At 64.4% G+C, this 25,098-nt stretch carries 23 protein-coding genes; 9 read left to right on the top strand and 14 right to left on the bottom strand.

Going from position 1 to position 25,098, the window contains the following annotated elements; genetic code table 11:
* Positions 1–18: 18 nt before the first annotated feature.
* From DDT93_RS23975 to DDT93_RS23950, 6 genes are all read right to left on the bottom strand, one after another.
* The gene (locus tag DDT93_RS23975; RefSeq protein ID WP_109468451.1) at positions 19–645 is read right to left on the bottom strand and encodes a response regulator transcription factor; all 627 of its coding nucleotides are present in this window, start codon (positions 643–645) and stop codon (positions 19–21) included.
* Positions 642–2,981, bottom strand: a complete 2,340-nt coding sequence (locus DDT93_RS23970) for a cache domain-containing protein (RefSeq protein WP_109468532.1) — start codon at positions 2,979–2,981, stop codon at positions 642–644. The genes DDT93_RS23975 and DDT93_RS23970 overlap by 4 nt, the downstream gene beginning before the upstream one ends.
* Before the next feature lie 372 nt (positions 2,982–3,353).
* Positions 3,354–4,556: a CaiB/BaiF CoA transferase family protein gene (locus DDT93_RS23965; protein WP_109468450.1), complete on the bottom strand. Its 1,203-nt coding sequence runs from the start codon at positions 4,554–4,556 to the stop codon at positions 3,354–3,356.
* A 69-nt stretch (positions 4,557–4,625) separates the two neighbouring features.
* Positions 4,626–5,594, bottom strand: a complete 969-nt coding sequence (locus DDT93_RS23960; protein WP_109468449.1) for a Bug family tripartite tricarboxylate transporter substrate binding protein — start codon at positions 5,592–5,594, stop codon at positions 4,626–4,628.
* A gap of 18 nt (positions 5,595–5,612) precedes the next feature.
* The gene (locus DDT93_RS23955) at positions 5,613–7,157 is read right to left on the bottom strand and encodes a tripartite tricarboxylate transporter permease (protein ID WP_109468448.1); all 1,545 of its coding nucleotides are present in this window, start codon (positions 7,155–7,157) and stop codon (positions 5,613–5,615) included.
* A gap of 7 nt (positions 7,158–7,164) precedes the next feature.
* The gene (locus DDT93_RS23950) at positions 7,165–7,608 is read right to left on the bottom strand and encodes a tripartite tricarboxylate transporter TctB family protein (RefSeq protein ID WP_157960280.1); all 444 of its coding nucleotides are present in this window, start codon (positions 7,606–7,608) and stop codon (positions 7,165–7,167) included.
* Between the two features lie 108 nt (positions 7,609–7,716).
* Between DDT93_RS23950 and DDT93_RS23945 the strand changes: the two genes are divergently transcribed.
* The gene (locus tag DDT93_RS23945; protein ID WP_157960279.1) at positions 7,717–8,685 is read left to right on the top strand and encodes a LysR family transcriptional regulator; all 969 of its coding nucleotides are present in this window, start codon (positions 7,717–7,719) and stop codon (positions 8,683–8,685) included.
* Positions 8,686–8,688: 3 nt separating this feature from the next.
* Here the strand turns inward: DDT93_RS23945 and DDT93_RS23940 are convergent, their stop codons facing one another.
* Complete coding sequence (locus DDT93_RS23940) at positions 8,689–9,258, bottom strand: TetR/AcrR family transcriptional regulator (protein WP_109468445.1); 570 nt, start codon at positions 9,256–9,258, stop codon at positions 8,689–8,691.
* A gap of 153 nt (positions 9,259–9,411) precedes the next feature.
* Between DDT93_RS23940 and DDT93_RS23935 the strand changes: the two genes are divergently transcribed.
* The 7 genes from DDT93_RS23935 to DDT93_RS23905 all read left to right on the top strand — a co-directional run bounded on the left by DDT93_RS23935 (position 9,412) and on the right by DDT93_RS23905 (position 16,605).
* Positions 9,412–9,909: a (2Fe-2S)-binding protein gene (locus DDT93_RS23935; protein ID WP_109468444.1), complete on the top strand. Its 498-nt coding sequence runs from the start codon at positions 9,412–9,414 to the stop codon at positions 9,907–9,909.
* Positions 9,906–10,931 (top strand): FAD binding domain-containing protein, encoded by a 1,026-nt coding sequence (locus tag DDT93_RS23930; RefSeq protein WP_109468443.1) that lies wholly within the window; start codon positions 9,906–9,908, stop codon positions 10,929–10,931. The genes DDT93_RS23935 and DDT93_RS23930 overlap by 4 nt, the downstream gene beginning before the upstream one ends.
* Positions 10,924–13,170 (top strand): xanthine dehydrogenase family protein molybdopterin-binding subunit, encoded by a 2,247-nt coding sequence (locus DDT93_RS23925; protein WP_109468442.1) that lies wholly within the window; start codon positions 10,924–10,926, stop codon positions 13,168–13,170. Before DDT93_RS23930 ends, DDT93_RS23925 begins: the two co-directional genes overlap by 8 nt.
* A 155-nt stretch (positions 13,171–13,325) precedes the next feature.
* Complete coding sequence (locus tag DDT93_RS23920; RefSeq protein WP_332872711.1) at positions 13,326–14,831, top strand: FAD-binding oxidoreductase; 1,506 nt, start codon at positions 13,326–13,328, stop codon at positions 14,829–14,831.
* Positions 14,828–15,235, top strand: coding sequence for a DUF4383 domain-containing protein (locus DDT93_RS23915; protein ID WP_109468441.1), 408 nt, complete (start codon positions 14,828–14,830; stop codon positions 15,233–15,235). The genes DDT93_RS23920 and DDT93_RS23915 overlap by 4 nt, the downstream gene beginning before the upstream one ends.
* A complete protein-coding gene (locus tag DDT93_RS23910) occupies positions 15,232–16,278 on the top strand; it encodes a hypothetical protein (protein WP_109468440.1) in 1,047 nt (348 codons plus the stop codon). The genes DDT93_RS23915 and DDT93_RS23910 overlap by 4 nt, the downstream gene beginning before the upstream one ends.
* A 6-nt stretch (positions 16,279–16,284) precedes the next feature.
* Positions 16,285–16,605: a hypothetical protein gene (locus tag DDT93_RS23905; protein ID WP_109468439.1), complete on the top strand. Its 321-nt coding sequence runs from the start codon at positions 16,285–16,287 to the stop codon at positions 16,603–16,605.
* An 18-nt stretch (positions 16,606–16,623) separates the two neighbouring features.
* Here DDT93_RS23905 and DDT93_RS23900 read toward each other — a convergent pair whose 3' ends face one another.
* Both DDT93_RS23900 and DDT93_RS23895 read right to left on the bottom strand, forming a co-directional pair.
* A complete protein-coding gene (locus DDT93_RS23900) occupies positions 16,624–18,099 on the bottom strand; it encodes an amidase (protein WP_109468438.1) in 1,476 nt (491 codons plus the stop codon).
* Between the two features lie 169 nt (positions 18,100–18,268).
* The gene (locus tag DDT93_RS23895; protein ID WP_109468437.1) at positions 18,269–18,847 is read right to left on the bottom strand and encodes an NYN domain-containing protein; all 579 of its coding nucleotides are present in this window, start codon (positions 18,845–18,847) and stop codon (positions 18,269–18,271) included.
* Positions 18,848–20,533: 1,686 nt separating this feature from the next.
* Between DDT93_RS23895 and DDT93_RS26615 the strand changes: the two genes are divergently transcribed.
* Entirely contained in the window at positions 20,534–21,193 is a 660-nt protein-coding gene (locus tag DDT93_RS26615; RefSeq protein WP_157960278.1) for a hypothetical protein, read from the top strand.
* 369 nt (positions 21,194–21,562) lie between these two features.
* Here DDT93_RS26615 and DDT93_RS26820 read toward each other — a convergent pair whose 3' ends face one another.
* From DDT93_RS26820 to DDT93_RS26605, 5 genes are all read right to left on the bottom strand, one after another.
* Entirely contained in the window at positions 21,563–21,736 is a 174-nt protein-coding gene (locus tag DDT93_RS26820; protein WP_198654961.1) for a hypothetical protein, read from the bottom strand.
* Entirely contained in the window at positions 21,733–23,043 is a 1,311-nt protein-coding gene (locus DDT93_RS23890) for a DUF6538 domain-containing protein (protein WP_109468436.1), read from the bottom strand. Before DDT93_RS23890 ends, DDT93_RS26820 begins: the two co-directional genes overlap by 4 nt.
* Before the next feature lie 34 nt (positions 23,044–23,077).
* A complete protein-coding gene (locus DDT93_RS23885; RefSeq protein WP_109468435.1) occupies positions 23,078–23,266 on the bottom strand; it encodes a hypothetical protein in 189 nt (62 codons plus the stop codon).
* Positions 23,259–23,426 (bottom strand): hypothetical protein, encoded by a 168-nt coding sequence (locus DDT93_RS26610; RefSeq protein WP_157960277.1) that lies wholly within the window; start codon positions 23,424–23,426, stop codon positions 23,259–23,261. Before DDT93_RS26610 ends, DDT93_RS23885 begins: the two co-directional genes overlap by 8 nt.
* Positions 23,427–23,497: 71 nt before the next feature.
* Positions 23,498–24,952: a P-loop ATPase, Sll1717 family gene (locus tag DDT93_RS26605; protein WP_157960276.1), complete on the bottom strand. Its 1,455-nt coding sequence runs from the start codon at positions 24,950–24,952 to the stop codon at positions 23,498–23,500.
* Positions 24,953–25,098: the final 146 nt, after the last annotated feature.

Genomic DNA, 25,098 nt, shown 5'->3' with positions numbered 1-25,098 from the left:
CGGGAGGGCGGGGGCCGGTCAGGCGCCGCGCGGCAGGCCCTTGGCGAGGTCGATCAGTTCGACCACGGAGCGCAGTTCGAGCTTTTCGAGGATGCGGGCGCGGTGATGGTCGACGGTGCGCGGGCTGATGTCGAGGGTGCGGCCGATCTCCTTGCTGGTCACCTCGCCGGGGTGACCGACCATGAAGTCGACGATTTCGCGCTCGCGCGCTGTGAGGCGGTCGAAGCGGCTGTCGATGTCGCGCCTGCGCCCCGCGGCGGCGGTCATTTCCACGGCCATGCGGCAGGCGGTCTCGATCCGTTCGGCCAGCACCGACTGGCGGAAGGGTTTTTCGAGGAAGTCGACCGCGCCGCCCTTCATCGCCTGCACCGATTCCGGGACGCCGCCGTGGCCGGTGATGAAGATGATCGGCAGGGGGAAACCCGCGCGGTTGATGTGGGCCTGAAGCTCCAGTCCGGACATGCCGGGCAGCCCATAGTCGAGGACGAGGCAGCCGATGCGGCTCTCGTCGTAGGCCTCGAGGAAGGCCTGCGCGGAGTCGTAGGCCTCGACCGTGTAACCGCGCATCCGCAGCGCGCGCGAGAGGGAAACCCGTATGTCCTGGTCATCGTCAACGACGAAGACCACCGTTTCTGTTTCACTCATGCCGCCTCGGTGCCTTTCGTGGTGGTACCGGCGCCGCGGGCCGGGAGATTGAAGCAGAACCGCGCGCCAGGGCGGTGGGTCTCGTCGAACCAGAGCCGCCCGCCGTTCGCCTCGACGATGGAGCGGCAGATCGAGAGGCCCAGTCCCATGCCGTCCGGCTTGGTGGTTTCGAACTCGGAGAAGAGGGTTAGTCCGGGGGTGATGCCGGGGCCGTTGTCGGTGACGCTGACCTTGACGCTGTCACCGTCCCGGCCGACGGCGACGACGACCTGCCGGTCCGTCGCGCCGGACTGGGTCAGCGCCTCGACCGCATTGCGCAGCAGGTTGACGATGACCTGCGCGATCTGCGTGCGGTTGCCCCAGACGTCGGTCTGGCCTGCCACGTCGATGACAATCTCGACCCCGGCCTCGGTCGCCTCGGGCAGCACCAGCCGCCGCGCCTGTTCGACCAGTTCGGGGAGGTTGATCACGGTGCGCTCGGCGGTGTCCTTCTTCACGAAGCTGCGCAGCGCCCGGATGATGTCGCCGGCGCGCAGCGACTGTTCCTCGATCTCGGAGAGGATGGTGCGCAACTCCTCGTCGGTGGCGCCTGCACGGTCGGCGGCGAGGCGCGCGGCATCGGCGTTCTGGGCGATTGCGGCGAGCGGCTGGTTCAGCTCGTGCGCGAGTCCCGAGGCCATCTGGCCCATCATGTGCCCGCGCGCGAGGTGCGAGAGGTCGCGGCTCAGCTGCTGGATCTGGCGTTCCTTGGCGATGGACTCGGTGACGTCATCCACCATCGCCACGACATAGAGCGCCTGTCCGCTCTCGTCGCGCACGATGAAGGCGTTGACCTTGACCCAGATCCGGCGACTGCCCTTGCGGCGCCAGCGCGCCTCGCGGCTGATCGCATAGTCTTCGTCCGAACCGGTTTCGAGATGGGCGAAGGGATCGGCAGCCCCGTCGCCGGTAAGGTCGGCGAGCCGCATCTGCGAAAGCTCCTCGGCGCTGTAGCCGGTCAGGTCGCAGAACTTGGGGTTGGCGCGCAGGAAGGCGCCGGTTTCGGGGGCGAGGTGGGCGATGGGCCGTGTGGCGCGGTCGAAGGACTGGCCGTATTCGAATTCGGTCTGCTTGCGTGCCGCGATCTGCTGCATCAGCGTGGCGTTGGCGCGTTCGAGTTCCTTGAAGGTCTTCGGCGCGGGTTCGGAGGGGTCGAGTTCGCCCTGCGAGATCAGGGCGGAGCGCACGGCGAAGGCGCGCACCGGACGGTAGATGTAGTTCGCCATCAGCAGGCCGATCACGCCGGTGATCGCGGCCACGGTGATGGCGATCCAGATGTTGTTGTAGCGGTTCTTCTTGATCGCGGCGGTGAAGTCGTCCTCGGGGGCGTAGACGGCGATTGTCCACGGCAGCTGCTCGCTGATGATCGGTTTCACGACCGAGACGTAGGTGCCCCCGTCATAGGTGAACTGCGACGACAGCTCGCGCGGGGTGTCGAGGGCGCCCTGCCGGTAGAGCGGGCTGAAGGCGGTGCGCGCGATGGGGTCGTCCAGTTCCCAGATCTTGGCAAAGCGCATGGTGCCATCCGCCTCGGGCGTGCGGATGAAACGCTGGTCTGGGTGGGCGATCACGTCGCCGTTGCGATGGATGATCAGCGCCTTGCCGGTGGAGCCGACGCGCAGGCGCGAGAGGAATTCCGAGATGTCGCTGATCTCGATATCGACGCCCATCACGCCCTGGATTTCGCCGTCAGAGCCGAAGACGGGCGAGGCGAGGGTGATGCCGGGCTGCTTGGACGAGTAGAAGATATAGGGATCGGTCCAGATCGTCCCCTTTTCGGCGGAGGCGCGCATGTACCACGGGCGCGTGCGGGGATCGAAGGGATCGTCGGGGTCGGTCTTTTCCGCCACCACGCTGAAGCCCTCGTCGCGCCAGATCAGCCGGGTGGGCTGCGGGTCGCCATCGGGCGCGACGAACTTGGTCCGGTAGGGCCCGGGCTCTTCGCTGCGCATGACATAGACGAACTCACCATCGCGCCCGCCGTAGAAGATGCCGGAGAACTGGGGAGAGAGCTGGAGCTGCTGGAAGAAGAGCTGTTCCAGCAGGGGCGGGTTGTCGCTGGCCACCACGTCGTTCTGGGCGAGGTTCGCCGCCAGTTCCGCCGCACCGTGGGCCGGCTGCAGGAATCCCTTGGAGTGTTCGATGGTATTGGTGCCGACGTCGCTCAGCAGATCGCGGGCGTGGCCGATCAGGGCGCGTTCGGAGGTGACGTAGGATGTGAACACCACGAGCAGCACCGCGACGAGCTGCAGGCCGGCGAGGCCGATCGCGAGTATGGTGCCAAGAGAGGTCTTCACAGTGCCGATTTCATCGCGTGGCGCGGGCAAGGCATGAATGGCAGCCCCTTCTGGTCTTGAACCCCATCCGTCTGCAGCCCCCTGCCGGATGGATCACATGTTTATAATGCGCCTGCCTTGGCGCGGGGAATAGGCAAAATTGCCTAGGCAATCACACGCATTCAACTCCGCGCAACTTTCTATCAAAGTGAGGTCATTCTGTGGTTCGGTTGCGGGTAGTCCGGTAAGCCTACTGAAATTTTGCAACTGAAATCAATTTGAAGTCCATCCCATTGTTCCGTGAGTGGTACTGGCGTCCGGGGCCCCACCCGGCGCCAGTTTTACTTCCGGGGGCAGGCCCGGCGGTCACGCCGGGTCGCGCCGGTCAGCTTCTCAGATCGCACCAGCCCCCTGAAGCCGTGCCAGCCGCGCATCGTCGATCCCGATCCCGCGCAGGACTTCCTCGGTGTCATGGCCAAGCCCGACCGGGGCCGACAGCGGTGCGCAGGGCGCGCCATTGGCAAGGAAGCTGAGGTTCGGCACGTGGACGGGGCGGTCGAAGCCTTCGACCCGCATCTCGCTGAGAATACCGCGCGCGCGCACCTGGTCCTCTTTCAGGACCTCGTCGAGCCCGCGCACACGGGCAGCGGGCACCGCCGCAGCTTCGAGGATGGTCTCCCACGCGTCGGCGGTGCGGGTCAGGAAGGTTTCCTCCAGCGTGGCGCGCAGGTCTGCCGCGTTGGCAGCAAGGTCCGCCGGGGTCTGCCAGCGCGGGTCTTGCAGGATGTCGCCCCGGTCGATGGCCTGACAGAGGCTGCGGAACTGGCCGATGTGGTTGGCGGCCAGCATCAGGATACCGTCGGAGGTCTGGAAGGCCCCGGAGGAGGGGCTGGCGCTCCACGCCTCGTTGCCGTTCTGCGCCGGGGTCCACCCGGCGGTCAGGTGCATGGTCATCAGCGAGGCCATCAGCATGAGCGCGGTGTCGAGCATCGCCACGTCGACCTGCTGGGCCGTGCCCGTACGCTCGGCCTCGCGCAGACCGGCCAGCACGGCAAAGGCCGCGTTCATGCCGGTGGCATAGTCGACATAGGGGGCGCCGACCTTGGTGGCGCCGTCGCCGGGCTTGCCCGTGGTCAGCATGATGCCGCACATGCCCTGAATCACGTGGTCGTAGGCCGGGCGCGGGCTGAGCGGGCCGGTCTGGCCATAGGCCGAGATCGAGCAGTAGACGAGGCGCGGGTTGATCTCGCGAAGGGCTTCGAAGCCCAGGCCGAGGCGTTCGGCCACGCCGGGTTTGTAGTTCTCGACGAAGACATCCGCCCCGGCGATCAGTTCCCGGGCGACCGCCAGCCCCTCGGCGGTCTTGAGGTTCAGCCCGACCGATTTCTTGCCTGCGTTCTGGGTCAGGAAGGCCGGGGCGAGGCCCTGTTCGGCCAGTTCGGGAATCGGCCCGCCCTTGCGGGTCCAGTCGCCTTCGCCGGGCTTTTCGATCTTGATCACCTCGGCCCCCATCAGGGCCAGTTGATAGGTGGCATAGGGACCGGCCAGAACCTGGCTGAGATCGACGACGCGCACGCCCTTGAGCGGTTGAAACATGGCTGCCTCACGAGGGATGGAATTGGGGAAGGGGGACCGCGCGCCGCCGAACGGCGCGCGGAGACGGGATCACTTGGGCTCGATACCGGCGCCCTCGATGATCTCCTTGTTCTTGGCGTAGCTCTTTTCCATCTCGGCCTTGGCCTGATCCAGATCGAAGTAGAAGATCGGGATATCGGCGGCATCGACGATGGTCTTGAAGTCGGCGTCGGTTTCGCAGGCCTTGAGCGCGGTGCTGAGTTTCTCCAGCACCTCGCGGGGCGTTCCCTTGGGCAGGATCAGCGTGGTGCGAGAGTCCATCCCGAGCGGATAGCCGTCTTCCTCGATGGTCTTCACATCGGGGGCGGAGGGCTGGCGGAAGGTGGTCAGCGCCGAGATGGTCTTGAGCTGGTCCGGGTACTTGTAGTGGATGCCGCCGGAGAGCACGAGCGCGACCTGATTGCCGAGCAGGGCGTTCAGCATGTCGCCGCCGCCCTTGAGCGGCACGATGTTGACGTCGAGCCCTTCCTTCTCGGCGATGATCTCCATGTACATGCGGCTGGTCGGGCTGAGCGAGCCGAAGCTGAAGCCCGGGTTTTCCTTGGCCCATGCGACAAAGCCCGCGAGGTCGTCGTAAGGCGCGTCCTTCTGAGTGGCGAGCGAGGTCTGGTAGGCGGTGATCATGCCCGCGTATTCGAAATCGTCGGGCTTGAAGTCGATCCGCTTCATCATGAAGGGCTCGGTGTTGATCACGCTGTTGGCGTGGAACAGGAAGGTGTTGCCGTCCGGCGCGGCCTTCTGCAGTTCGTGGGCGGCGAGCACGCCGCCGCCGCCGGGCTTGTTCACGACGTTCACCGGCACGCCCAGCTGGTCGGACAGGACCTTGGCCACGGCGCGGCCCACGAGGTCGGTCTGGCCGCCGGCCTTGTAGCCGACGTACATGGTGAGGGGGCCGGCGGGGTAGTCCTCGGCGTGGGCGGCGCGCGGGGCGAACCCGCTGACGCCAAGAGCGAGGGCCATGGCGGCGGCGATCAGGCCGCGTCTGGTGGCTAGAGTCATCTGGAAATCCTCCCTTTCTCAGATATGAAGTTGTTCTTCCTTGGGTTTTTCCATCCCTGCGCGCGCCTCGGCACGCTGGGTCGCGCGGCTGTTGCCACGGGCGATCAGGCCGACGGTGACGACGGTCAGCAGGATGAAGACGATGGAAATGGGGTGGTGGACGAGGTTCGCGGCCTTGCCGTCGAGCAACTGGATCGACTGGCGGAAGGTCAGTTCGAGATTGGGTCCGATGACGAAGCCGATCAGGAAGGTCACGAAGGAATACTCGAACTTGCGCATGAAGTAGCCGATCAGCGTGAAGACCAGCATCAGGTAGATCGAGAAGACCGAGCTGGTTTCCATGTAGGCGCCGATGCAGCACAGGAACAGCACGCCGGGGATGATCAGGCGCAGGGGCACCCGGATCACCAGCGCGAAGAGGCGCTGACCGGCGTAGCCGATGGCCAGCAGGATGACGCTGGCGCAGAGCAGGGCGGCGTATAGATCGCCCACCTTCTGCGGCTGTTGCTGGAACATCAGCGGGCCGGGGGTGAGGCCGTGGAGGACCAGGGCGGAGATCAGGATCGCCGCGATGACGCTGCCCGGGATGCCGAGGGCGAAGAGCGGGATCAGGCTGGCGGGAACCACCGCGTTGTCGGCGCTCTCGGCGGCGGCGACGCCCTCGATCATGCCGGTGCCGTATTTCTCGGGCGTTCTGGAGGCGCGTTGGGTCGCGCCGTAGCTGAGGAACGAGCCGACGCTGGCGCCGAGGCCGGGCAGGATGCCCACGGCCGACCCGATCAGCGACCCGCGCGCGATCACCGGCAGGCAGCGGCGCCATTCGGCCCCGGTCACGACCCTGTCTTCGCGCGACTTGCCGTCGCGCATCTCGGTCGATTGTTGGTCGAGCGCGCGCATGTTCCCGGCCTGGACGATCATCTCGGCGACGGCCAGCATCCCGATCGCCATCGGCACCAGGGAGATGCCCTCGTCGAGTTCCAGCAGTCCAAAGGTGAGGCGGGGGATGAAAGTCTCGGTCTCGATGCCGACGGTGGCGAAGAGAACTCCGAAGGCGCCCGCGATCAGCCCCTTGGTCAGCGAGTTGCCGGAGAGGCCGCCGATGAAGGTGAGCGAGAAGAGCAGGATGGCGCAGAGTTCCACCGGCCCGATCAGCAGGGCGTAGGAGGCCAGCGGCGCCGCGAGGCCGATGAGGATGAGGGTGGAGACGAAATCGCCGATGACCGAGGCGAAGAGGCCCATCTTGAGCGCCTTCTGCGCCTTGCCCTGCCGGGCCAGCGGGTAGCCGTCGAGGGCGGTAGGCGCCGAGGATGGCTCGCCGGGGGTGTTCAGCAGGATGGCCGAGACCGCGCTGCCCGCAGCGCTGCCCTTGGCGATGCCGATCAGCATGGCGATGGCCGAGACCGGGTCGAGGTAGAAGGTCAGCGGGATGGCGACCGCGACGCCGGTGGCCTTGCCGAGGCCGGGCAGGGCGCCGAGCACGTAGCCGAGGGTTACCCCCACGGCGATCCAGAACAGGGTGACGGGGTTGAGGACGTGGCCGAAGCCGGAAATCAGGTACTCCATGTCCGCCTCACACCAGAGCCGTGCCGAGCACGTGGTAGAAGAGGTACCAGACCGCCAGCAGCAGGCCGGCGGGCATGGCGACGATCATCCAGATGCGGCGTTCGCCGAGGACGATCAGCGCGCCCGCGATCAGGGCGATGCCGGCGGCGAGCGGCGAGAGCCAGAGGTAGAGGGCCAGCGCGAGGGCGAAGACCCCCGAGATCTTGGCCAGCGCCAGCAGCTCCTCGCGGGTTACGGGCAGGCTGCCGTCGCCGTCCGGTGTCCGCCGCCAGGCGTTGTACGCCTGCAGTGCCCCGAGGCAGGCCACGAGGACCATCATCATCTGCGGCACCAGCCTAGGCGACACGTAGCCGTCGGGCGCGCTCTCGATCTGCGTCGGTATCACCACGAAAAGTACCAGCAGCGCCACCAGGGCGAGCCCGGCACCGGACCAGATGTCGGCCTGTCTCATATGTCCTCCCTTGTGCCGCTCCGAGGCGGCACCCTCCTGTTGCATGGCCTATCGCGGGCCAGTTAAAAGAAAAATTCGAAACTTTCTTGCATGTGATACCTATTGCTTATGTTGGCATCGCAAATCCACATCGATCGACTCAGGCTGCGCCACCTGCGGCTGCTGGAACTCATCGACCGTCACCAGTCGCTGCGCGCGGTGGCGGAGACGCTGAACCTGACCCAGCCTGCCGTGTCGCAGATGGTGAAGGACCTTGAATTCGCTTTTGGAATCGCGCTGGTCGATCGTTCGGTCAAGGGTGCGCTGCTGACCGACGCGGGGCGCCATGCCTTGCAGCGGGCGCGCACGGGGCTTGCCACCTTCGATCACCTCGCCGACGAACTGTTGGCCGAGCCGCCAACGCTGATCCGGATCGGCACGAATCCGGCGGTGACCTATCAATTGCTGCCCGAGGCGCTGCGCGAGCTCGGGCTGGCGCAGTCGGGCCTGCGGTTCACGGTGGTGGCGGGCATGGTGGACGACATGATGCGCGGGCTGCTCGACGGGCGGTTCGACTGCTATGTGGGCCGCGCCACCTGGGACCATCTGCCCCAGAGCATGGCCGAGCTGATCACCGCGACGCCGCTGATCGAGACCGAGCTGACGCTGGCCTGTTCCGCCGATCATCCGCTGGCCGGGCGTGAGGCCATCGACCCGGCGGATCTGCTCGACTGGCCGTGGGTGCTGCCCGCGCCGGATACCAACAACCGGATGTCGCTGGAGGCGGGGTTCCGCAACTGCGGGCTGACACCGCCGAGGCCCACGGTCGAGATGTCGGCGGACCCGAATGCCCTGATGGCGCTGGCGCTGCGGGGCGAGGTCCTGACCTGTGTGCCGCGCATGGCCCTGCGCGGGTTCGGCAGTTCGGGCCTGCTGGTGCCTGTGAACGTGCCGCGGTTGAGGCTGTTGCCGGTTCTGACCAGCTTCCTGACGCTCGCCGAGAACGACTCGCTGCCGCCGCTCAGGATGCTGAAGGAGGCCTTTGTGCGGGCGGTGCGGCAGGCGGGTGCGACGCGCAACCAGCTTCCGCTGGTGTGAACGTCAGGCCCTGAGGCCGTCGACGAAGATGTCGAGCAGCCGGAGCACCTGGGTGCGCCACTCGGGGCCCGGCTGGCGCGCGTAGCAGAGGGCGTACATCGTCTGCAGCAGGTCATCGGCGGTGACACCGGTTCGGATCTGCCCGGCCTCGGCGGATTGCGTGAGAAGGCTGTTCAGCGCGGCGGCGATGCGGACCGAGAGGTCTGCATAGGACTGCTTCGATTCTTCCGACATGACGATGGAGAGAGCGCCGAGCATGCCGCGCTTGGTCTCGATCAGGGCGACATTCTCGTGCAGCCAGCCGCGTATGGCCGCTACCGGATCGTTGGTGCCCTCGAGCCCCTCGGCAAGGCAGGCCAGCTGTTCGAGGTCGTGGTGGAAGACGGCATGGAACAGTGCCTCGCGGCTTGGAAAATGCCGGTAAAGCGTACCGATCCCCACGCCTGCCTTGCGCGCGACCGCTTCCAGGCTGGCCTGGGGGCCACCCTGTCCCAGCACGTCCCGGGCCGCCTCGATCAGCAGATCTCGGTTCTTCAGGGCGTCGGCACGCGGTTTGCGCTTGCGGTTTTCCACCGTCCTGCATCCTTCCTCTTGTAAAACGGAGGCTACCTCCGTATAACTATCACAGGGGACGGCCCGAGGGCACCCCCGATCCAACCTTACGGACTTATTCGCCCGGGCGCGAGAGCCCGACACTCAGCACATAGCCATATGAAGGGGGGACGCATGTCACTCTCCATTCGCCTGACCATAAACGGGGCACCACGCGACATCGCGCTTGAAGACGCGCGCGTGACGCTCCTCGACCTGCTGCGCGAGCGACTCGCGCTGCCCGGCACCAAGAAGGGCTGCGACCGCGGCCAGTGCGGGGCCTGCACCGTCATCGTGAACGGCAAGCGGGTCAATTCCTGCCTTACCCTCGCGGCCACGCTGGACGGGGCGCAGGTGACCACCATCGAAGGGCTCGCCACCGGCGACCGGCTGCATCCGGTGCAGGAGGCCTTCATCGAACAGGACGGGTTCCAGTGCGGCTACTGCACGCCCGGCCAGATCATGAGCGCCGTGGGTCTGATCGCCGAGGGACGGGCCGGGGACGACCCCGAGCGCATCCGCGAGGGGATGAGCGGCAACATCTGCCGCTGCGCCGCCTATCACGGGATCACCCTTGCCGTGCAGGAGGCCACGCGCCGCATGGCCGAGGCCGAGAAGGGGGACGCCGCATGAAGCCGTTCGATTTCGTCCAGCCGAGGACCGTCGACGAAGCGCTGGCGGCCTGGGAACCGGGTGCGGCCTGGCTTGGCGGGGGTACCAACCTTGTCGACCTGATGAAGACCGGGGCGGTTCAGCCCGCGAAGCTGATCGACATTACCCGCCTGCCGGGGCTCGACACGATCGAGACGCGCGCGGACGGGGCCACCCGCATCGGGGCGCTGGTGAGCAATGCGGACCTTGCCGACGACCCGGGGTTTGCCCGCAGCTTTCCGATGGTGGCCGAGGCGCTGCTCTCGGGGGCGTCGGGACAGCTGCGCAACGTCGCCACGGTGGCGGGCAATATCATGCAGTCGCCGCGCGATGCCTTCTACCGCGAGCTCGATCCGCCATCGGATCCGCTGAGCGGTGGCGCGAGCCTTGCGGTGCTGGGCACCGGCGGGCGTTTCGCCGCCGTGAACCCCTCGGATTTCGCGGTGCCGCTGGTCGCGCTGGATGCGGTGGTGGAGGTCCGTGGGCCGGGTGGCGCGCGCGAGATCGCGCTGGCCGACCTGCATCTGCCGCCCGGGGATGCGCCCGGCAACAGCACTGCGCTGCGGCCCGGTGAACTGATCCTCGCCCTGCGTCTGCCCGCCGCCGCGGCCGGGTTTGCGGCCCATTCCCGCTATCTCAAGGTGCGGGACCGGACCTCCTTTGCCTTTGCGACCGCTTCGGCCGCGGCCTCGCTGCGGATCGAGGGCGGACGGATCGCCGAGGCGCGGCTGGCCCTTGGCGCCGTTGCGCCGCGTCCGTGGCGCGTGGCCGAGGCCGAGGCGCTGCTGGCCGGGCGTGCAATTGACGCGGATCTGTTCGCCGAGGCCGCCGAGGTCGCGCTGTCCGGTGCGGTCGCCGTGGGCGGCAATGGCTGGAAGATCGAACTTGCCCGCCGCACCGCCGCCCGTGCCCTTGCCATGGCTGCGGCAGGCACACCTGCGCGGATGCCCGCGCTGCCTGCCTCTCCCTTCGCCCCTCAAGCCGGAGATCTTATCCATGCCTGATACGCTCGCCCATCCTGTCCGGTTCGGCTCCAACGCCGGACAACCCGTCACCCGGCGTGACGGGATCGCCAAGGTGACCGGCACGGCCACCTTCACCGCCGACAACAGCCCTGAGAACCTGCTCCACGCGGTCTATGTTCCCGCCACCATCGCGCGGGGCCGGGTCACGCATCTGGACGTGGCCGCCGCCGAGGCGCATCCCGGTGTCACGATGGTGATGACGCCCGGCAACCGGCCCGCCCTGCAGGGCGATCCCTCGGCCAAGCCCACCATGTTCTCCTTCCGCATCGAGGTGCTGCAGGACGACAGCGTGCGCTATGCCGGGCAGCCCATCGCCCTTGTTCTGGGCGAGACGCTGGAGGCCGCGACCGAGGGGGCGCGGCTGCTGAACCCGCGCTACGCCGCCGAACCGGCGCGCACGCGGATCGACGACGACGAGGCCGCGCCGGTGGAGCCGGGCGGCTTTGGACGGCCCGCCGGGGTCGAGCACGGCGACGTGGCCGCGGGCCACGCGGCGGCGACCAAGGCGATCGACGTGACCTACGAGACCTCGGCGCAGTACCACAATGCGATGGAGACCCACGCGGTCGTCGCGCAGTGGGAGGGCGACAAGCTCTCGCTCGACGTGCCGAGCCAGGCGCTGCTGATGTCCTGCGCGGGCTATGCCTATTTCTTCGGGATCCCGGCGGAGAACGTGACCATCCGCGCGCCCTATCTCGGTGGCGGGTTCGGCTCCAAGGCGATCCCGACGGGGCCGCAGGTGCTGGCGATCCTTGCCGCGAAGGAGACGGGGCGGCCGGTCAAGCTGATGCTGACGCGTCAGCAGATGTTCGGGCCGGTCGGACACCGGGGCGCGACCCGCCAGCGGTTGCGGCTGGGCATCGACGACGGGGCGGCGCTGACGGTGATCGACCACGAAGGGCTCGCGGCGACCTCCAGCTTCGACGATTTCGTCGAACCGGCGGCGAATGCCTCGCAGGGGCTCTACGCGGCGGGGGCGCTGCGCTCGGCGCACCGGGCCGTGCGGCTTGACGTCGGCACGCCGGGACCGATGCGGGCGCCGGGCGAGGCCTCGGGCTCTGCCGCGCTGGAATGCGCGATGGACGAGATGGCCGAAGCGGCGGGGATCGACCCGCTGGAGTTCCGCCTGCGGAACTATGCCGAGACCGAGCCGGGAACGGGCAAGCCCTATTCCTCGAAGGCGCTGCGCGAATGCTACATGCAGGGCGCAGAGCGCTTCGGCTGGTCGGGGCGTCCGCTGCTGCCCCGGCAGATGAAGGACGAGAACGGCCTGCTGACCGGCTGGGGCATGGGCACAGCCCTGTTCCCGTGCCCGATGTTCGCCGCCGACGCCCGCGCCACCTTGCGGTCCGATGGCTCCGCGCTGGTCGAGACCTCGGCCATCGACATGGGGCAGGGCGCGTGGACCGCTCTGGCGCAGATCGCCGCCGACAGCCTTGGCCTGCCGCTCGACATGGTCGAGTTCCGGGCCGGGCATTCTTCGCTGCCCGATGGCGGCGTGGCGGGCGGTTCGGGCCATACCGCGACTGCGGGCGGTGCGCTGCACGCGGCGGGCGGTGACGTGATCCGCCAGTTGGGCGAGATCGCGGCGGCGGACCCCGAGTCGCCGCTGCATGGTGCGGGCAATGCCGCCTTCTCGGCGCGCGACGGGCGGCTCTATGTCGATGGTGACGACAGCCGCAGCGACAGCTTCGCCGATATCCTCGCCCGCGCGGGGAGTGCCGAGCTGGTCGGGAACGGCAGCGCCTCGCGCGCGCCGGAGGACGCCGAGAAGTTCTCGATGCATTCGCACGGTGCGGTCTTTGCCGAGGTGAAGGTGGACCCGGACCTCTGCCAGGTGCGGGTCACGCGGATGGTGGGGGCCTTTGCGGCGGGGCGGATCATCAATCCGAAGCTGGCCGAGAGCCAGTTGCTGGGCGGGATGATCTGGGGCATCTCCTTTGCGCTCCACGAAGAGGCCAAGCACGACCCGCGTACCGGCCGGATCGTGAACGCCGACTTTGCCGGGTACCACGTGCCGGTGAATGCCGATGTGACCGGGCTGGAGGTGCTGACCGTGCACGAGGATGACCCCTACGTGAACGCGCTGGGCATCAAGGGCGTGGGCGAGATCGGTATCGTCGGCAGCGTCGGCGCCATCGCCAACGCGATCTGGCATGCCACCGGCCACCGCATCCGGCGGTTCCCGATCCGGATCGAGGACCTGCTGACGGCCTGAGGACAGCCGGCGCCCGTCTGCGGGCGGGCGCCGGACACCTGCCTGTCGCGCATTGGTCCCGGCGCGAGAAGGTAAGCAATACCAGACCTTTCGACCGGTCGCGTCTGCCGCTAGGGTCACTCCGACGCAGGGTATCGCGACGCAGGGGAGAGAGCTTGGGACAGATCCGAACCATCACCAGGCGGGGGCTTCTTGTCGGGGCGGGCGCCGTCGGGGGTTATGCCCTGGGCCGTGGCTGGGCGCCCGAACTATCGCGGGCGCGCGGTGTCGCCACGGTCGGCGGCAGTGCGGCGGGTGCGACCGATGGGACACTCATTCTCAACGATGCGAGCCTGCTTTCGGCCACGCCGGTCCATTCCCATCAGCGGGTGGCGGCCTCGGGCGATGCGCTGGTCGAGGCGCTGCGAGCCGAGCTGAAGGCCGCGCGCAGCGAGGGGCGGTGCGTGAACATCGGGGCCGCGCGGCACTCGATGGGCGGGCAGGCGATCCCGCGCGAGGGCCATGCGATCACCGTCGACAACGCCTGGATCGAGCCCGACACCGCGGCAGGCACCTACCGCGTGAACGGGGGCGCGCGCTGGTCCGACGTGATCACCGCGCTGGACCCGATCGGGTTCAGCCCGGCGGTGATGCAGTCGAACCACGATTTCGGCGTCGCCGCGACTTTTTCGGTCAATGCGCATGGCTGGCCGGTACCGTTCGGCCCGATGGGGTCCACCGTACGTTCGCTGCGCATGGTGTTGCCCGACGGCGACCTGGTCACGGCGTCGCGCACCGAGAACGCCGAGTTGTTCCGCATGGCGATGGGCGGCTACGGGCTGATCGGCCTGATCGTGGATCTTGAGGTCGAGATGGTGCCGAACCAGCGGCTGGCCCCGGCCTTCGAGCTGATGCCCGCCGAGGCCTTTCCCGACGCCTTCCTCGCCGCCGTGCGCGATCCGGCCAAGCCGATGGTCTACGGGCGGCTCAACGTCGAGCGGGCCACCCTGTTCGAGGAAGCGCTGCTGGTCAGCTACAGCCCGACGCCCGATCAGACTGACATCCCCCCGGCCGCCGGATCGGGGCTGGTGTCGCACCTGGCCTCTTACATCTACCGGGGGCAGGTCGGGCGCGAGCAGGTCAAGCGCTGGCGCTGGTGGGTCGAGAGCGGGCTGGGGCCGCGCATCGCGGGCGAGAGCACCCGCAACTCGCTGATGAACGAGCCGGTGGTCACGCTGGACGACCGCGATCCGGGGCGGGTGGATATCCTGCACGAGTACTTCGTACCGCCGGAGGCCTTTGGCGGTTTCCTCGAAGCCTGCCGCGAGGTGATCCCCGATGCCTTCGTCGAGTTCCTGAACGTGACCCTGCGCTATGTCGAGGCCGACGCGGAGAGCGTGCTGGCCCATTCGCCGACGCCCCGGATCGCGGCGGTGATGTCCTTTACGCAGGAGATGACGGCGCGGGCCGAGGCGGATCACGCGCGCATGACCCGGGCGCTGATCGACCGTATCCTTGCGCTGGGCGGGAGCTATTACCTGCCGTACCGCCCCCATGCGCGGGCTGACCAGTTCACCCGCGCCTATCCGCGCGCGCAGGCCTTTGCCGAGGCCAAGCGGGCGCTGGACCCGGCGCTGACCCTGCGCAACAACCTTTGGGATAGCTACCTGGAGCCGCTGTGACCTTCGATCGGAAACTCTGTCTCGTCTATGCCGTCATCCTGCTGGGTGCGGCGGCGATCAACTACATTCCCGGCCTGACCGACGCCGACGGGCTGGCCTTCGGGATCTTCGCGCTCGACCCCTTCGATGACGCGCTGCACCTGGCCTCGGCCACCTGGGCGCTGCTGGCGGGGCTGATCTCGCGGCGGTCCGCGCGGATCTTCCTGCTGCTGTTCGGGGCGGCCTACCTTGGCGACGGGGTCTTCGGGATCTTCACCGGCTGGGGCTACCTCGATTTCGGCATTTTCACCAACGAGTCGCTGGGCTTTTCCCTGTCGCCCTTCCGCATCGCCGCGAACCTGCCGCATATCGGGCTGGGCGCGATCGCCCTTGGTGCCGGGATCCTCTCGGTCCGGCGCGGATGAGGTGGCTCTGGCGACAGGTCCGGCGTCTGCTGCTGGTCGCGCTGGTGGTGGTGCTGGGGCTGGCGAGCCCGGTGGTCTATGTCGAGACCATGTGCCGGGGCGATGCGACGCCCGCGCCCTCGGTGCCCTTGTCGGAAGAGACGAGGCCGGAGATCCGCACGCTGCTGACCTATCCCGAATGGCATATCGTCCATGCCTACGACGATTATGCCGAGGTGATCCGCACCGGCGATCCGCATGACTTCTCGTTCCTGCGGGCCATCGGGGGCTACTGGGGCTCGCTCTGCACCCTGACCGAGCAGAGCGCGGCGCTGGGCGAGATCGACGGGCCGACCCGTCAGCTGGTTCATGTGATCGGCGTGTCCTTCACCGTCGAGATGCTGGCCAAGGCCGCCTACGAGGAAACGCTGGGCCGCGTCGCGACATGGATCCGGGGGCCGGAGCATTCGGCGCTGGACACCGTCTCGGCGGAGCAGGCGGCAAGCTATGCGACCTTCCTTCAGCAGGTGCCGTGGTATCGCTATGACTTCCTCAGTGATCTCGCGGCGCTGCGGGCCGCGTCGGAGGGAAGCTTCCGGGACCGCGAACGCAGCTTTGCGCTGGGCGTCGAGTACCGGGGCAAGGCGGCCTATGCGGGGGTGATCGGCAAGGCGGTGGCCGCCACCGGGCCGGATGACCTGACGCTGCAGATGATCGTGACCTTTCTGCCCGAGGACGTGCTGGAAGCCTCCGAGGGGGTGCGGGTGCTGCGCCGGACCGATGCCGGGATCGAGGTGGAGACGCCGCGCTATCGCAAGCTGACCGCGCTGCTGGCACAATGGGCCGGGGAGGGCGCGCAGTTCGTCGACATCGCCGGCAACGATCAGATCATGTTCACCGCGATCTCGGACAGGCCGGTGGAGGCGGGGGCGATTGCCGACCTGCCGCGGCAGGGGTACGGCGACACGCGCCACCTGTTCCTTGTGCCGGTGACCGAACTGGCGGACTGGCTGCGCAGCCTCTCGGACCGGGGGCTGAGGCTGGAACATATCCATGATTACTGAACTGCGATGCGCCGCCGACCGCTGATCCGCCAGTTGCTGCTGGCGCTGCCGGTTCTGCTGGTGGCCTGGATCGCGATCCTTGCGCTGGTGCTGCGCCTTGGCGGCGAGGCCCCGGCGGTGCTGGTTCCCTTCCCGCCGGAGGGGCTGGTCGCGGCGCTGCCGGATGTGTCGGTGACCGGCGCCTCGCATGTTTCGGTCACGTTGAAAAGCGATGCGCCCGATCTGCCCGCGCGCGTCTATGCCGCCGGGGCCTGGCTGGTGCTGCCCGCCGGGCTGGAGGCCTGCATTCCGAACTTTCTGCGGACCGAGGTGACAGGGCGCCCGTAGCGCCCCGCCGGGTCAGGTTCAGTTGGTGATGTGGACCTGCGGCCGCGCGCCGCCGAACCAGTCGCCGTTGACTGAGCGTTCGATCTGCGCCGCCAGTTGCAGCAGCAGGCCGTCGTTGGCCTGTTTCGTCGTGAGGTGCATCCCCAGCGGCAGGCCGTTCGGCAGACGCCCGAGCGGGAGCGAGATGCCCGGCGTGCCGGCGAGGTTGCAGATCGGCGTGTAGGCGAAGAAGGCCCAGAGATTGCGGAACCAGTCCATCACGGAGGGATTGTCGGAGGAGGTCAGGTACTCCTGCGTATCCATGCGCGGGGTCGGCTTGGCGATCACCGGGGTCAGGATCAGGTCCCAGGACTCGAAGAAGTTGCCAAGCTGGCGCGACACCGTGTTGAAGGCGAGCTGCATATTGGCCCGGTCGGTGTAGCTGCCGCCGATCCCGGCCTCCCAGATCTTGATGTTGATGGGCTCGATCAGCCCCTCGGGCGGCCGCTCCATGCCGCGCGCCAGCAGCAGGTTGTTCACCGTCTGGGCGAAGTTGGTGATGTAGCACGAGGTCTGCGCATCGTAGGACAGCTGGAAGTCGACATCCGGCACCACCCATTCGACCTGGTGACCCAGCGCCTTGAGTTGTTCCGCGACGCGCTCCAGTTCCGCGACGATCTCGGGCGCGGCGGTGTGCGGGCCCCATTCGTGCGAGACGGCGATCTTGAGCGGTTTGGGGTCGCGCTGGATCAGGTCGAGGTAGGGTTCCTCGGGGAACCAGTAGGGCATGTACTCGCCCGGGGCGCCGCCACGGCACTGGTCGACGAAGGCCGCGCTGTCGCGCACGGTGCGGGTGATCGCGCCCTGGGTCGAGACGTTGGAGGCGAAATCGGACAGCATCGGCGCCTGCGAGAACACCCCGCGCGAGGTCTTGATCGAGATCGCGCCGTTCACCCCGGCCGGGATGCGGAGCGAGCCGCCACCGTCAGAACCGCTGGCCATTGGCACCGCCCCGGCACCGACCATCACCGCGGACCCGGCGGAGGAGCCGCAGCTGGTGAACTCGGTGTTCCACGGGTTGCGCGTGGTGTGCAGCGCCGGGTTCTCGCAGGAGCTGCAGGTCGCGAATTCGGGTGCGGTGGTGCGCCCGATCAGGTTGAGACCGGCCTTGCGGTATTGCGTCGTCAGGAAGCCGTCGGCGGCAGCGCGGTTGCCCTGCAGCAGCATGGAGCCCATTTCCTGCAGGCGGCCCTGCATGGTGGTGCAGCCGGTGTCCTTGACGAGGAAGGGGAGACCCGCGAAGAGCCCGTCGGGATTGGTGCCGCCGGTCAGCGGATCGGCCACGGCGTCGTCGAAGATCTCGAGGACCCCGTCGATCTCGGGGTTGACCTTGGCCACCGCGGCGGCGGCCTGTTGGGCCAGCTCTGCCGGCGTCACCTCGGATTTGCGTACCAGTTCGGCCAGCCCGAGGCCGTCCTGCGCGAACCATTCATCCCAACTCAGAACTGTGGACATGTCGTCTTCCTTTCGATCTCGCCGGGCTGACGCCCGCAGACATGCCTATGCCACCCCGGCTGGGCAGAGAGAAGGCCGGATGCGCGGATTGGACCGTCAATCTTACCGAAGGAGAGGGGATGCCCGAATCCTGTCCATTCCCCGAAAGGCGCGGGCGTTCAGGGCGATGTCACGTCCGGGCGGGCTGGTCGGAGATATTGAACCAGAGCTTGCCGGACGTATAGCCGCCACGGATCAGGAAACCGGGCTCTTCCACCTCGGGGTGCAGCGCGGCCCAGTCGCGGAAGCGGTCGTTGGTCACGACCCGCGCGCCGAAGTTGCGGGCCGCGGCAAGGATCGTCGGGTCGGCGGGCGTGCCCTTGGGAACGACCATCACCTGATCCCGGGGGAGACCCAGAGCCTTGGCCAGCGCCCCGTTGTGCAGGTATCGCCCGGAGAGCAGGTAACCCGCGTTGGCATCGAAGACGACGCCGGGCGTGTATCCGTAGGCCATCAGCCGCTCCACGGCCTCCCGCACCGTCGCGATCTGCGGCGTGCCGTCGCGCCAGTGCATGACATTGGAGCCGTCAACGAGGATGTACGGCCTCTTGCCGCGTCTCGTCGGCTTCCAGAGCGTGAGGAGCAGCAGGAGGAGGCTTGCCAGCAGGCAGGGGCCGGCCACCAGCACCAGCCAGAACCAGCCGGGCACAAGCAGGGCCGCGGCCAGCAGGCCGCCGAACAGAACAGACAGGAGAAACGGAACGTTCATCGGCCGTTTGTACCGGTCAGGTATCGGTGTTGAAAGAATTTTCCGCCGGGGCGCGTGGCGATGTGTATGAGGCGCCTCAGCGGTTACCCAAGGGCAAGGTCCGCCGGTGAGAACGTCCGGAACTGTCAGTGGTGGGGGAGAGTATGGAGTGAGCCGGTTCGAACCGTCAGGTTCACAGGAACATCACATCGCTGGTCTAGGGAGTACTGGCTGGGGTGGTAGGAAGCCTTGCCGCCCGATGAACGGTATCGGCTTTTCCCATCGGTCAGCAGAACTGGGGCAGTTAGTGGGGCGAAACGCTAGTGAGGCTGGGGCAGTCTGGAGCACTTCGACGGCCAGAACGCTAGCCTGGAGAGCTCCCACCGCGAACCGACTGCTGGCGGCGGCGAGAGGGACGGGTTGGTGGTGGCCGGGCGGACGGGGTAGCCGGGGACGGGTCTTGGGGAACGCCGCTGAGTCACGCTGGAGGGGGCTGGCGAGGATACGGCGGCCGCTTCGGAGAACATTTAGCGAGGTACACGATCGCAACGAAACACGTATCTCTCATCAAGGCGATGCGTTATGCTAAGCAACTGAAAAAGATGATTTTAATATCACGGACGGAAATTTTATCCGCAGTATTGTGCGTTCAGCAAGCCTAATGGAAAGTGCTTTAGAAGAGCGCGCAATCCTTGGTCTAAACAAAACTCCAAGGTGTGATCTGAAAGTGGACCTCTCAGAGCCTAAGTGTTGCATGCATCATTGGCTGGATCGTGGCGCTTAGTTGAAGTCGCGCACAGTCAAAAATTAACCAATAATCGTGATGTAGAAATGGAGCCTTTAACCATACGGCCCATTCTCTGACGATCGGCCAGCGCGAAGGTATTAATCGCGCGATTTTCGATGGGCACATCTCACCGCACGGCATCGAGCGGAAAGCCGAAAGGCTAGGAAAGTGGATTTTTCTTGCCATACTCATGATTGCGCATCAAACTGGGATGTTAGATGCTGTCTGTTGAGGATTCGCAGGTATGCGACTTACATGTTTGATTAAAGTATTTGCAACAGCGGTCTCCTTCTGGGCCACTCAGGGAGTTGCTCAGGAGGATCGATGCAAAATCGATCTTAATGAGCCAAACTATATCGCCAAGATTCCTGTGGTTATGTACCAATCTGAAGTGCTTCCCGCAATTCGGCGTATGGTGTTGAGCCACTCTGCGGGTGCGTCGTATAAAATAAGCTTCGCAGACTTTTGGATAGCAAGTGGACTTCATGCGCTGACACAGAACTTTCCGTTTCAGTGTTGCTCGAAGTGTCCGGTAAGCGATTGCGGCTCAACCTTCGGCATGTCTAAAAAGGGTACAGCTAGAGCAGACTTTTCTTGGAGTAGTGGGTCCGGACAATCCGAACCCTTTTCGGGCAGCGTCGCAGGAAACGAGCTGATCGTCGAGGGGGAGCTACCTTCACAGATGTCAGGTAGCGCTCTGGTTTCTGCTGATGCAGTTAAGTTTGTTTTTTCTGGTCACGATAGGCCGATTGTTAAAGCCACAGACATAAACTTCGAGGGGACAGGGAATTCCGTGGTAACTGTGGATTACCCCATCCTATGTTTTTCCAGCTCCTCTCAATACGCTTACCTTGTTCCAATTGAAAAGTCTGGTGGAATTCCAAATTTGCCTTTAGTAATACTTCCGGAATAGGGCGCAGGTGGATTTCGTAATGGAAATATGTCGAAATTTGTTCAAGCCCCTGAGCTTGGCGATGGTGGTGGCCTTGGCCTCCTGTGGTAGTGATGACAAACCTCAACCTGTTCCTCCAGTTGACTACGCGCTGAAGTACATAAACGATCTATTTTTTGAACAAGACGTGCATCTTTATACGACTGTACCGGAAAGTTACTCTTATCGAACTCCGAAGGATGGCAGTGACTGCGCGCAAGGTACGAGGCCCGAGGAGTGGTTTTGGGTACTTGACGGGGGGACACCAGATTATTTAGAACTTACAATTTCTGATTATTTGGGTGTCGACCCCGGAAAATCTAGAGGTTATACGCTGGCACACCATGGCACGCAAACGACAACATATGACTTGGTATTCAAGCAAAGTCCCGGAACGCAAACCTTGCACTTCATGACTTGGCGGATCAAGCTAAACGCGAATGAGGACTTGGCGTCTGAGAAAGGCGACGGAAACTCAAATGCCGCGCCGGGAATTGGATTGGCGGGCTTCGAGAGAAAATGGAAAGGTGTGGACACACTCATTGGCGGGGACTGGGAGTTGAGGCCAGCGGATTCCTTTGATCTCAGAGGCATTACGGCTCGCTTGCACGTAAATATCGACAACGGTGGAATTAAAGTATGCCGCTGAAACAGAAGAAATAGCGGAAGCGCCCAAGGTTGCTAGAGCACGCCCTATCTGATGCGTCAAAATCTGATCCACGATATTTTGGCGGCGGAAGTATTCAAGATTCGTACGCTTGCGGTCGTCGCTGAGCCAAACCTTCGTAGTTCTAAGCGTACGCTCTCAGCATGCCATATTAATGAGTGCCCTGAGTTTGTTCGGGAAGCTCTGCATTGCCTAATAAGAAAGTCGATGCTAGATCGTTCATTTTAGGAATACAGTTCCGCCTAGGTCACCAATGTGGGCCAAACAGAGTTTCTGAATTTCGTCGCGCTGCGTAAAAAAACAAAGCCCGACACCCCCGGCACACCCGCTACAGGCGCGCCGAGGGTCAGTTTAGGGCAGCTTTCTGGTGACCACGTAGTCTGCCAGCCACCGCCAGTAGGCGTCGGAGTTCTTGAACCCCTGCGCCCGGGCCGCAACGTCTTCAGCCTCCTTACGAGAAAGGCCACCATCGTATTCAGCGATAGCGGCCCTCTCCTCGAAGTCAGCGATGTCGGGAATGTTCATCCCGGCACCGGCAGTCTTATCTGGTCAACGATGGACCGCTTCTGCTCGTCTGAGATGCCTGCGGAATAGATACCGTAGGTTATACCGTTCTCCGATCTGGCCGACTTATGGCCCACCAGAGACGCCGTGAAGTGCTCCGGAACGCCGGTTCTCTCGCATTGGGTGATGAACCACTTGCGGGTGGAGTGGAACACCAGCCCTGGACGATCGAGACCCAGTCGTGCCCTGAGCCGGGTGAACTGCTTGGTGATCGCGTCCACGGTCAAGTCCGGGAACAGCGGCCCTCTCGCGGGCAAGGTCCTGAACACTTCGTCCAGCAAGGGATGCGCCGGAACCAGTCGTTGCGCCGCGTCTGTCTTCAACAGGCGCTGCTCATTGGGGCGAACATGAATGAAGGTCCCGAGGTTGCCCTTGGATACGAGGTCCTCCCTGAGCAACCCCGCAGCTTCCCCAGCCCGCATTCCTGTTAGTAGGCAGGTGACCGTGACCGAATGCAACAAGTCGTCTTGGACTCGAAGCAACCTGACTACCTCTTCATCGGTCAACACAGCATAGGGCTGAGGGCGCACCTTCTGGTCGAACAGGACGTTCCGGAACGGGTTCTGCTCTAGATGCCCCTCGTAGACCGCCCAGTCGAGGAAGTGGTTGACCTGAGCCCACGTCCGTTTCTGAGTACGCACCGTGATCTTGACCGAGCCCCGGCTGGACAGCGCCACCAGTTGGTCGAGGGTCGCCCCCCGGTTCCGCTCTGACTTGCCGAGGTTGGGAGACAGTTGAGCCAGCAGCCCGAGGAACTCTCGCCCCTCTGTCCGGGTCAGGCTGCAGAGAGACCGGTCACCGTAGCGGCTGGCGAACAAGCCAACCGAGTAGCGCACCGACTTGAACCCACCGGGCCGAAGCTCGTTACTCCGCCTGTTTGTGTAAACCCTGCTGGCGTCCCTGACCAACACCTTGACCGGGGAGGTAAGGCGATTGAAGGCAGGCCGCTCCAGGACGGTACCAGAGTGCTCCAGAGTGGTCCGCAGGCGCTCCAGTTGCGTCTCCGGCTGGGTGGCCCATCCAGGGAGCGGCTTGCTGTTCTCTGGGCCAGAGAGAGCGTCTTCGGCCCTAGTTCTAACCTGGACGACCAGCGTCTCGTAGCGGGCGTTTAGCTCCGCTGCCCGGACGCGGGCGGTACTGGCATCCCGGGTCTTGAGGGACTGCTTCAGCGCTTGTTGACCGAGCGCCAGAGCAACGTCCTTGGGGTAGTTACGCCGATAGAGCCACGTGTGACCCTTCAGGTACGCATACTTGATCTGAGCAGACATAGCGTCTCCTCCTTTGTTGTTGGATTGTGGGGGATCAGACCGGGTAGACCTTCAGGATCAGGTCAAAGGCCGGTTCACCGTAGACCCCGTTCAGAGGTCCGGTAATCGAGTAGCCGGTCACCAAGTCTTCAAAGACCTCGCTGACGCGGAACAGGTGTTCGGGGTACTCATCGAACGCCCGGATGACGACGATATCGTCTTCCTTCACATCGTCCTCAGTCATCGTCGCTCCTCCAGGCTGCGACCACGGCCAGCAGCACGAGGGCAGCGACAGCAGGGTGAGAGCGAGAGACGACCCAGAGTACTGTCGTCAGGACGGCCTTGGGCGGTGGAGTCAAAAGAAAACCCCCGGCGAGGACGCCGAGGGCAGATAGGTATTTCATGAGGTAAGCTCCTCTGCTTGCTTCTTTATTTAGATGCAGGAGGAGGCTCGGTTTGTTCGCAAATGGAGGCTTTACTTCGCTTCGGCCGCTCTTTCCTCTTTCAGCTTTGCAAACTCTTTGAGCCCTTGGTGGACTTTGTATCTTGGGGAAAATGCATCCCAGCCACTATTCGGGTCATTGTAGCGGAAAGACCACTTGGATCCACCTTTGCTAGACCTCTGCTCGCAACCGATCACCGAAAATCGGTACAGCATCTCCAAAGCCTTCTCAGCGTTCACCGGATTGTCCGGCCCTTTGGTTCGTCGATAGTTTTTCATAAAGTCGGCTTTCTGGAAGGTGATTGTCTCGGTTCGAGAACAAGCTTGGAGAGCCTCAGTCCATTCCTTCCAGTGTGGCCCAATTTCATCGTCCAGTTCGTGCTTCAGATAGGTGGAATAGCCCTCACGAGATTCATTGATGTCGTCATTGCAGAAAGACAAATTCTGGTCGGGCCGTATCTTCGCCACTTGGAGCGCCTCATTTAGAAATTGAATGACGTCTCTAGGTCGTAGAAGGGTCCGTGATGTGATGTGAGACCACTTGGACTGAGAGCCTCGCATCTTTTTTCCGTCCTCTACATTACTCCAAGACGCCTCGTCTCCAAGACGCGCCTGCAAGCGAGTATTAACAAGTTGAAGAAGTGATTGTTCATCCCATTGGAGGTTTACAGAAGCCGACTGGGTTATCTTGTTCTTATCCGAGAACTCAATTTGCTCCCAGATATCAGTTCTCAAGTATACGATGGGGCAAATGTTGGCCCGTAGAGACTTTGAACGGCTGATCTCTCTCGCAGCCAAAATCAGTCCAACGAGCATTTTCTGCTTAGTTTCATCAACTTGATCCAAGCCCTGATCGAGTTCGTCAAAGTGAAGGTATAGACGGCTTATTCCCAACTCTGCTATTGCCGTCGTGACATCATTCAGAATTGAGTTGGTTAGTGAATCCAGTTCGAGCCCTAGAACCTTTTTACGGCTTTCGTCCCCGAAAATAATCGACCCCAGTGCAAATCCTGCCACCTGCGGCGCAACTGTCAATCCATTAACATCAAGCCTTCCTCTCGAAAGAATTGCTCGAGACTCGGGGTCTATACTGTTGAAATTCTTCTTCAGGAAGGTTTGGAGAGCCTTTAAAGAATCCAAGTAGGTGTTACTTCCTAGCTGACAAACCATACTTGCAAGCCTGATAGCAATCAAAAGCCGCCATGAGGCCACATATGCCTCTGAGGGGGACGCTCCTTGATCGACGAGTTGCTGATGTGAAGTCCAAGGGTAGCTACGGAGACTTAGAGGTTTTCCATGGTCCTTATTGTCGCCCTCAGTAAAGTGTCGCACCAGTGCCGTCTTGCCACTTCCCTTTCTTCCGAGAACCAGTAATATTTTGCCGCTAAGCACCTGGTCGACAGCGCCTGTTTTCAGGAAATAATCCAACACGTCGTCGTCTTCAGCTGCGACTTCGCCAAAGCTATCAAGCTCCCTCAAATTGGGCACACAATTCTCCAATGCCAAATACCGACTAACACCTACTAACTAGGTGATGAGACGAAATCAATCGGAACGCGCCAACACTCTCACCGCCGCCAGCAGTCGGTTCGCGGTGGGAGCTCTCCAGGCTAGCGTTCTGGCCGTCGAAGTGC

It is taken from the genome of Albibacillus kandeliae, assembly GCF_003116585.1.
Taxonomy (GTDB): domain Bacteria; phylum Pseudomonadota; class Alphaproteobacteria; order Rhodobacterales; family Rhodobacteraceae; genus Albibacillus; species Albibacillus kandeliae.
Note: the sequence above shows the minus strand (reverse complement) of the source record. Positions and strands in the feature narration are given on the sequence as shown.

Coding starts and splice junctions, on each gene's coding strand:
- DDT93_RS23965 (WP_109468450.1), bottom strand. CDS start 4,556: ATGTTTCAACCGCTCAAGGGCGTGCGCGTCGTCGATCTCAGCCAGGTT.
- DDT93_RS23950 (WP_157960280.1), bottom strand. CDS start 7,608: ATGAGACAGGCCGACATCTGGTCCGGTGCCGGGCTCGCCCTGGTGGCG.
- DDT93_RS26820 (WP_198654961.1), bottom strand. CDS start 21,736: ATGAACATTCCCGACATCGCTGACTTCGAGGAGAGGGCCGCTATCGCT.
- DDT93_RS23935 (WP_109468444.1), top strand. CDS start 9,412: ATGTCACTCTCCATTCGCCTGACCATAAACGGGGCACCACGCGACATC.
- DDT93_RS23925 (WP_109468442.1), top strand. CDS start 10,924: ATGCCTGATACGCTCGCCCATCCTGTCCGGTTCGGCTCCAACGCCGGA.
- DDT93_RS23900 (WP_109468438.1), bottom strand. CDS start 18,099: ATGTCCACAGTTCTGAGTTGGGATGAATGGTTCGCGCAGGACGGCCTC.
- DDT93_RS26610 (WP_157960277.1), bottom strand. CDS start 23,426: ATGAAATACCTATCTGCCCTCGGCGTCCTCGCCGGGGGTTTTCTTTTG.
- DDT93_RS23910 (WP_109468440.1), top strand. CDS start 15,232: ATGAGGTGGCTCTGGCGACAGGTCCGGCGTCTGCTGCTGGTCGCGCTG.
- DDT93_RS23895 (WP_109468437.1), bottom strand. CDS start 18,847: ATGAACGTTCCGTTTCTCCTGTCTGTTCTGTTCGGCGGCCTGCTGGCC.
- DDT93_RS23885 (WP_109468435.1), bottom strand. CDS start 23,266: ATGACTGAGGACGATGTGAAGGAAGACGATATCGTCGTCATCCGGGCG.
- DDT93_RS23905 (WP_109468439.1), top strand. CDS start 16,285: ATGCGCCGCCGACCGCTGATCCGCCAGTTGCTGCTGGCGCTGCCGGTT.
- DDT93_RS23955 (WP_109468448.1), bottom strand. CDS start 7,157: ATGGAGTACCTGATTTCCGGCTTCGGCCACGTCCTCAACCCCGTCACC.
- DDT93_RS23975 (WP_109468451.1), bottom strand. CDS start 645: ATGAGTGAAACAGAAACGGTGGTCTTCGTCGTTGACGATGACCAGGAC.
- DDT93_RS23945 (WP_157960279.1), top strand. CDS start 7,717: ATGTTGGCATCGCAAATCCACATCGATCGACTCAGGCTGCGCCACCTG.
- DDT93_RS23890 (WP_109468436.1), bottom strand. CDS start 23,043: ATGTCTGCTCAGATCAAGTATGCGTACCTGAAGGGTCACACGTGGCTC.
- DDT93_RS23960 (WP_109468449.1), bottom strand. CDS start 5,594: ATGACTCTAGCCACCAGACGCGGCCTGATCGCCGCCGCCATGGCCCTC.
- DDT93_RS23930 (WP_109468443.1), top strand. CDS start 9,906: ATGAAGCCGTTCGATTTCGTCCAGCCGAGGACCGTCGACGAAGCGCTG.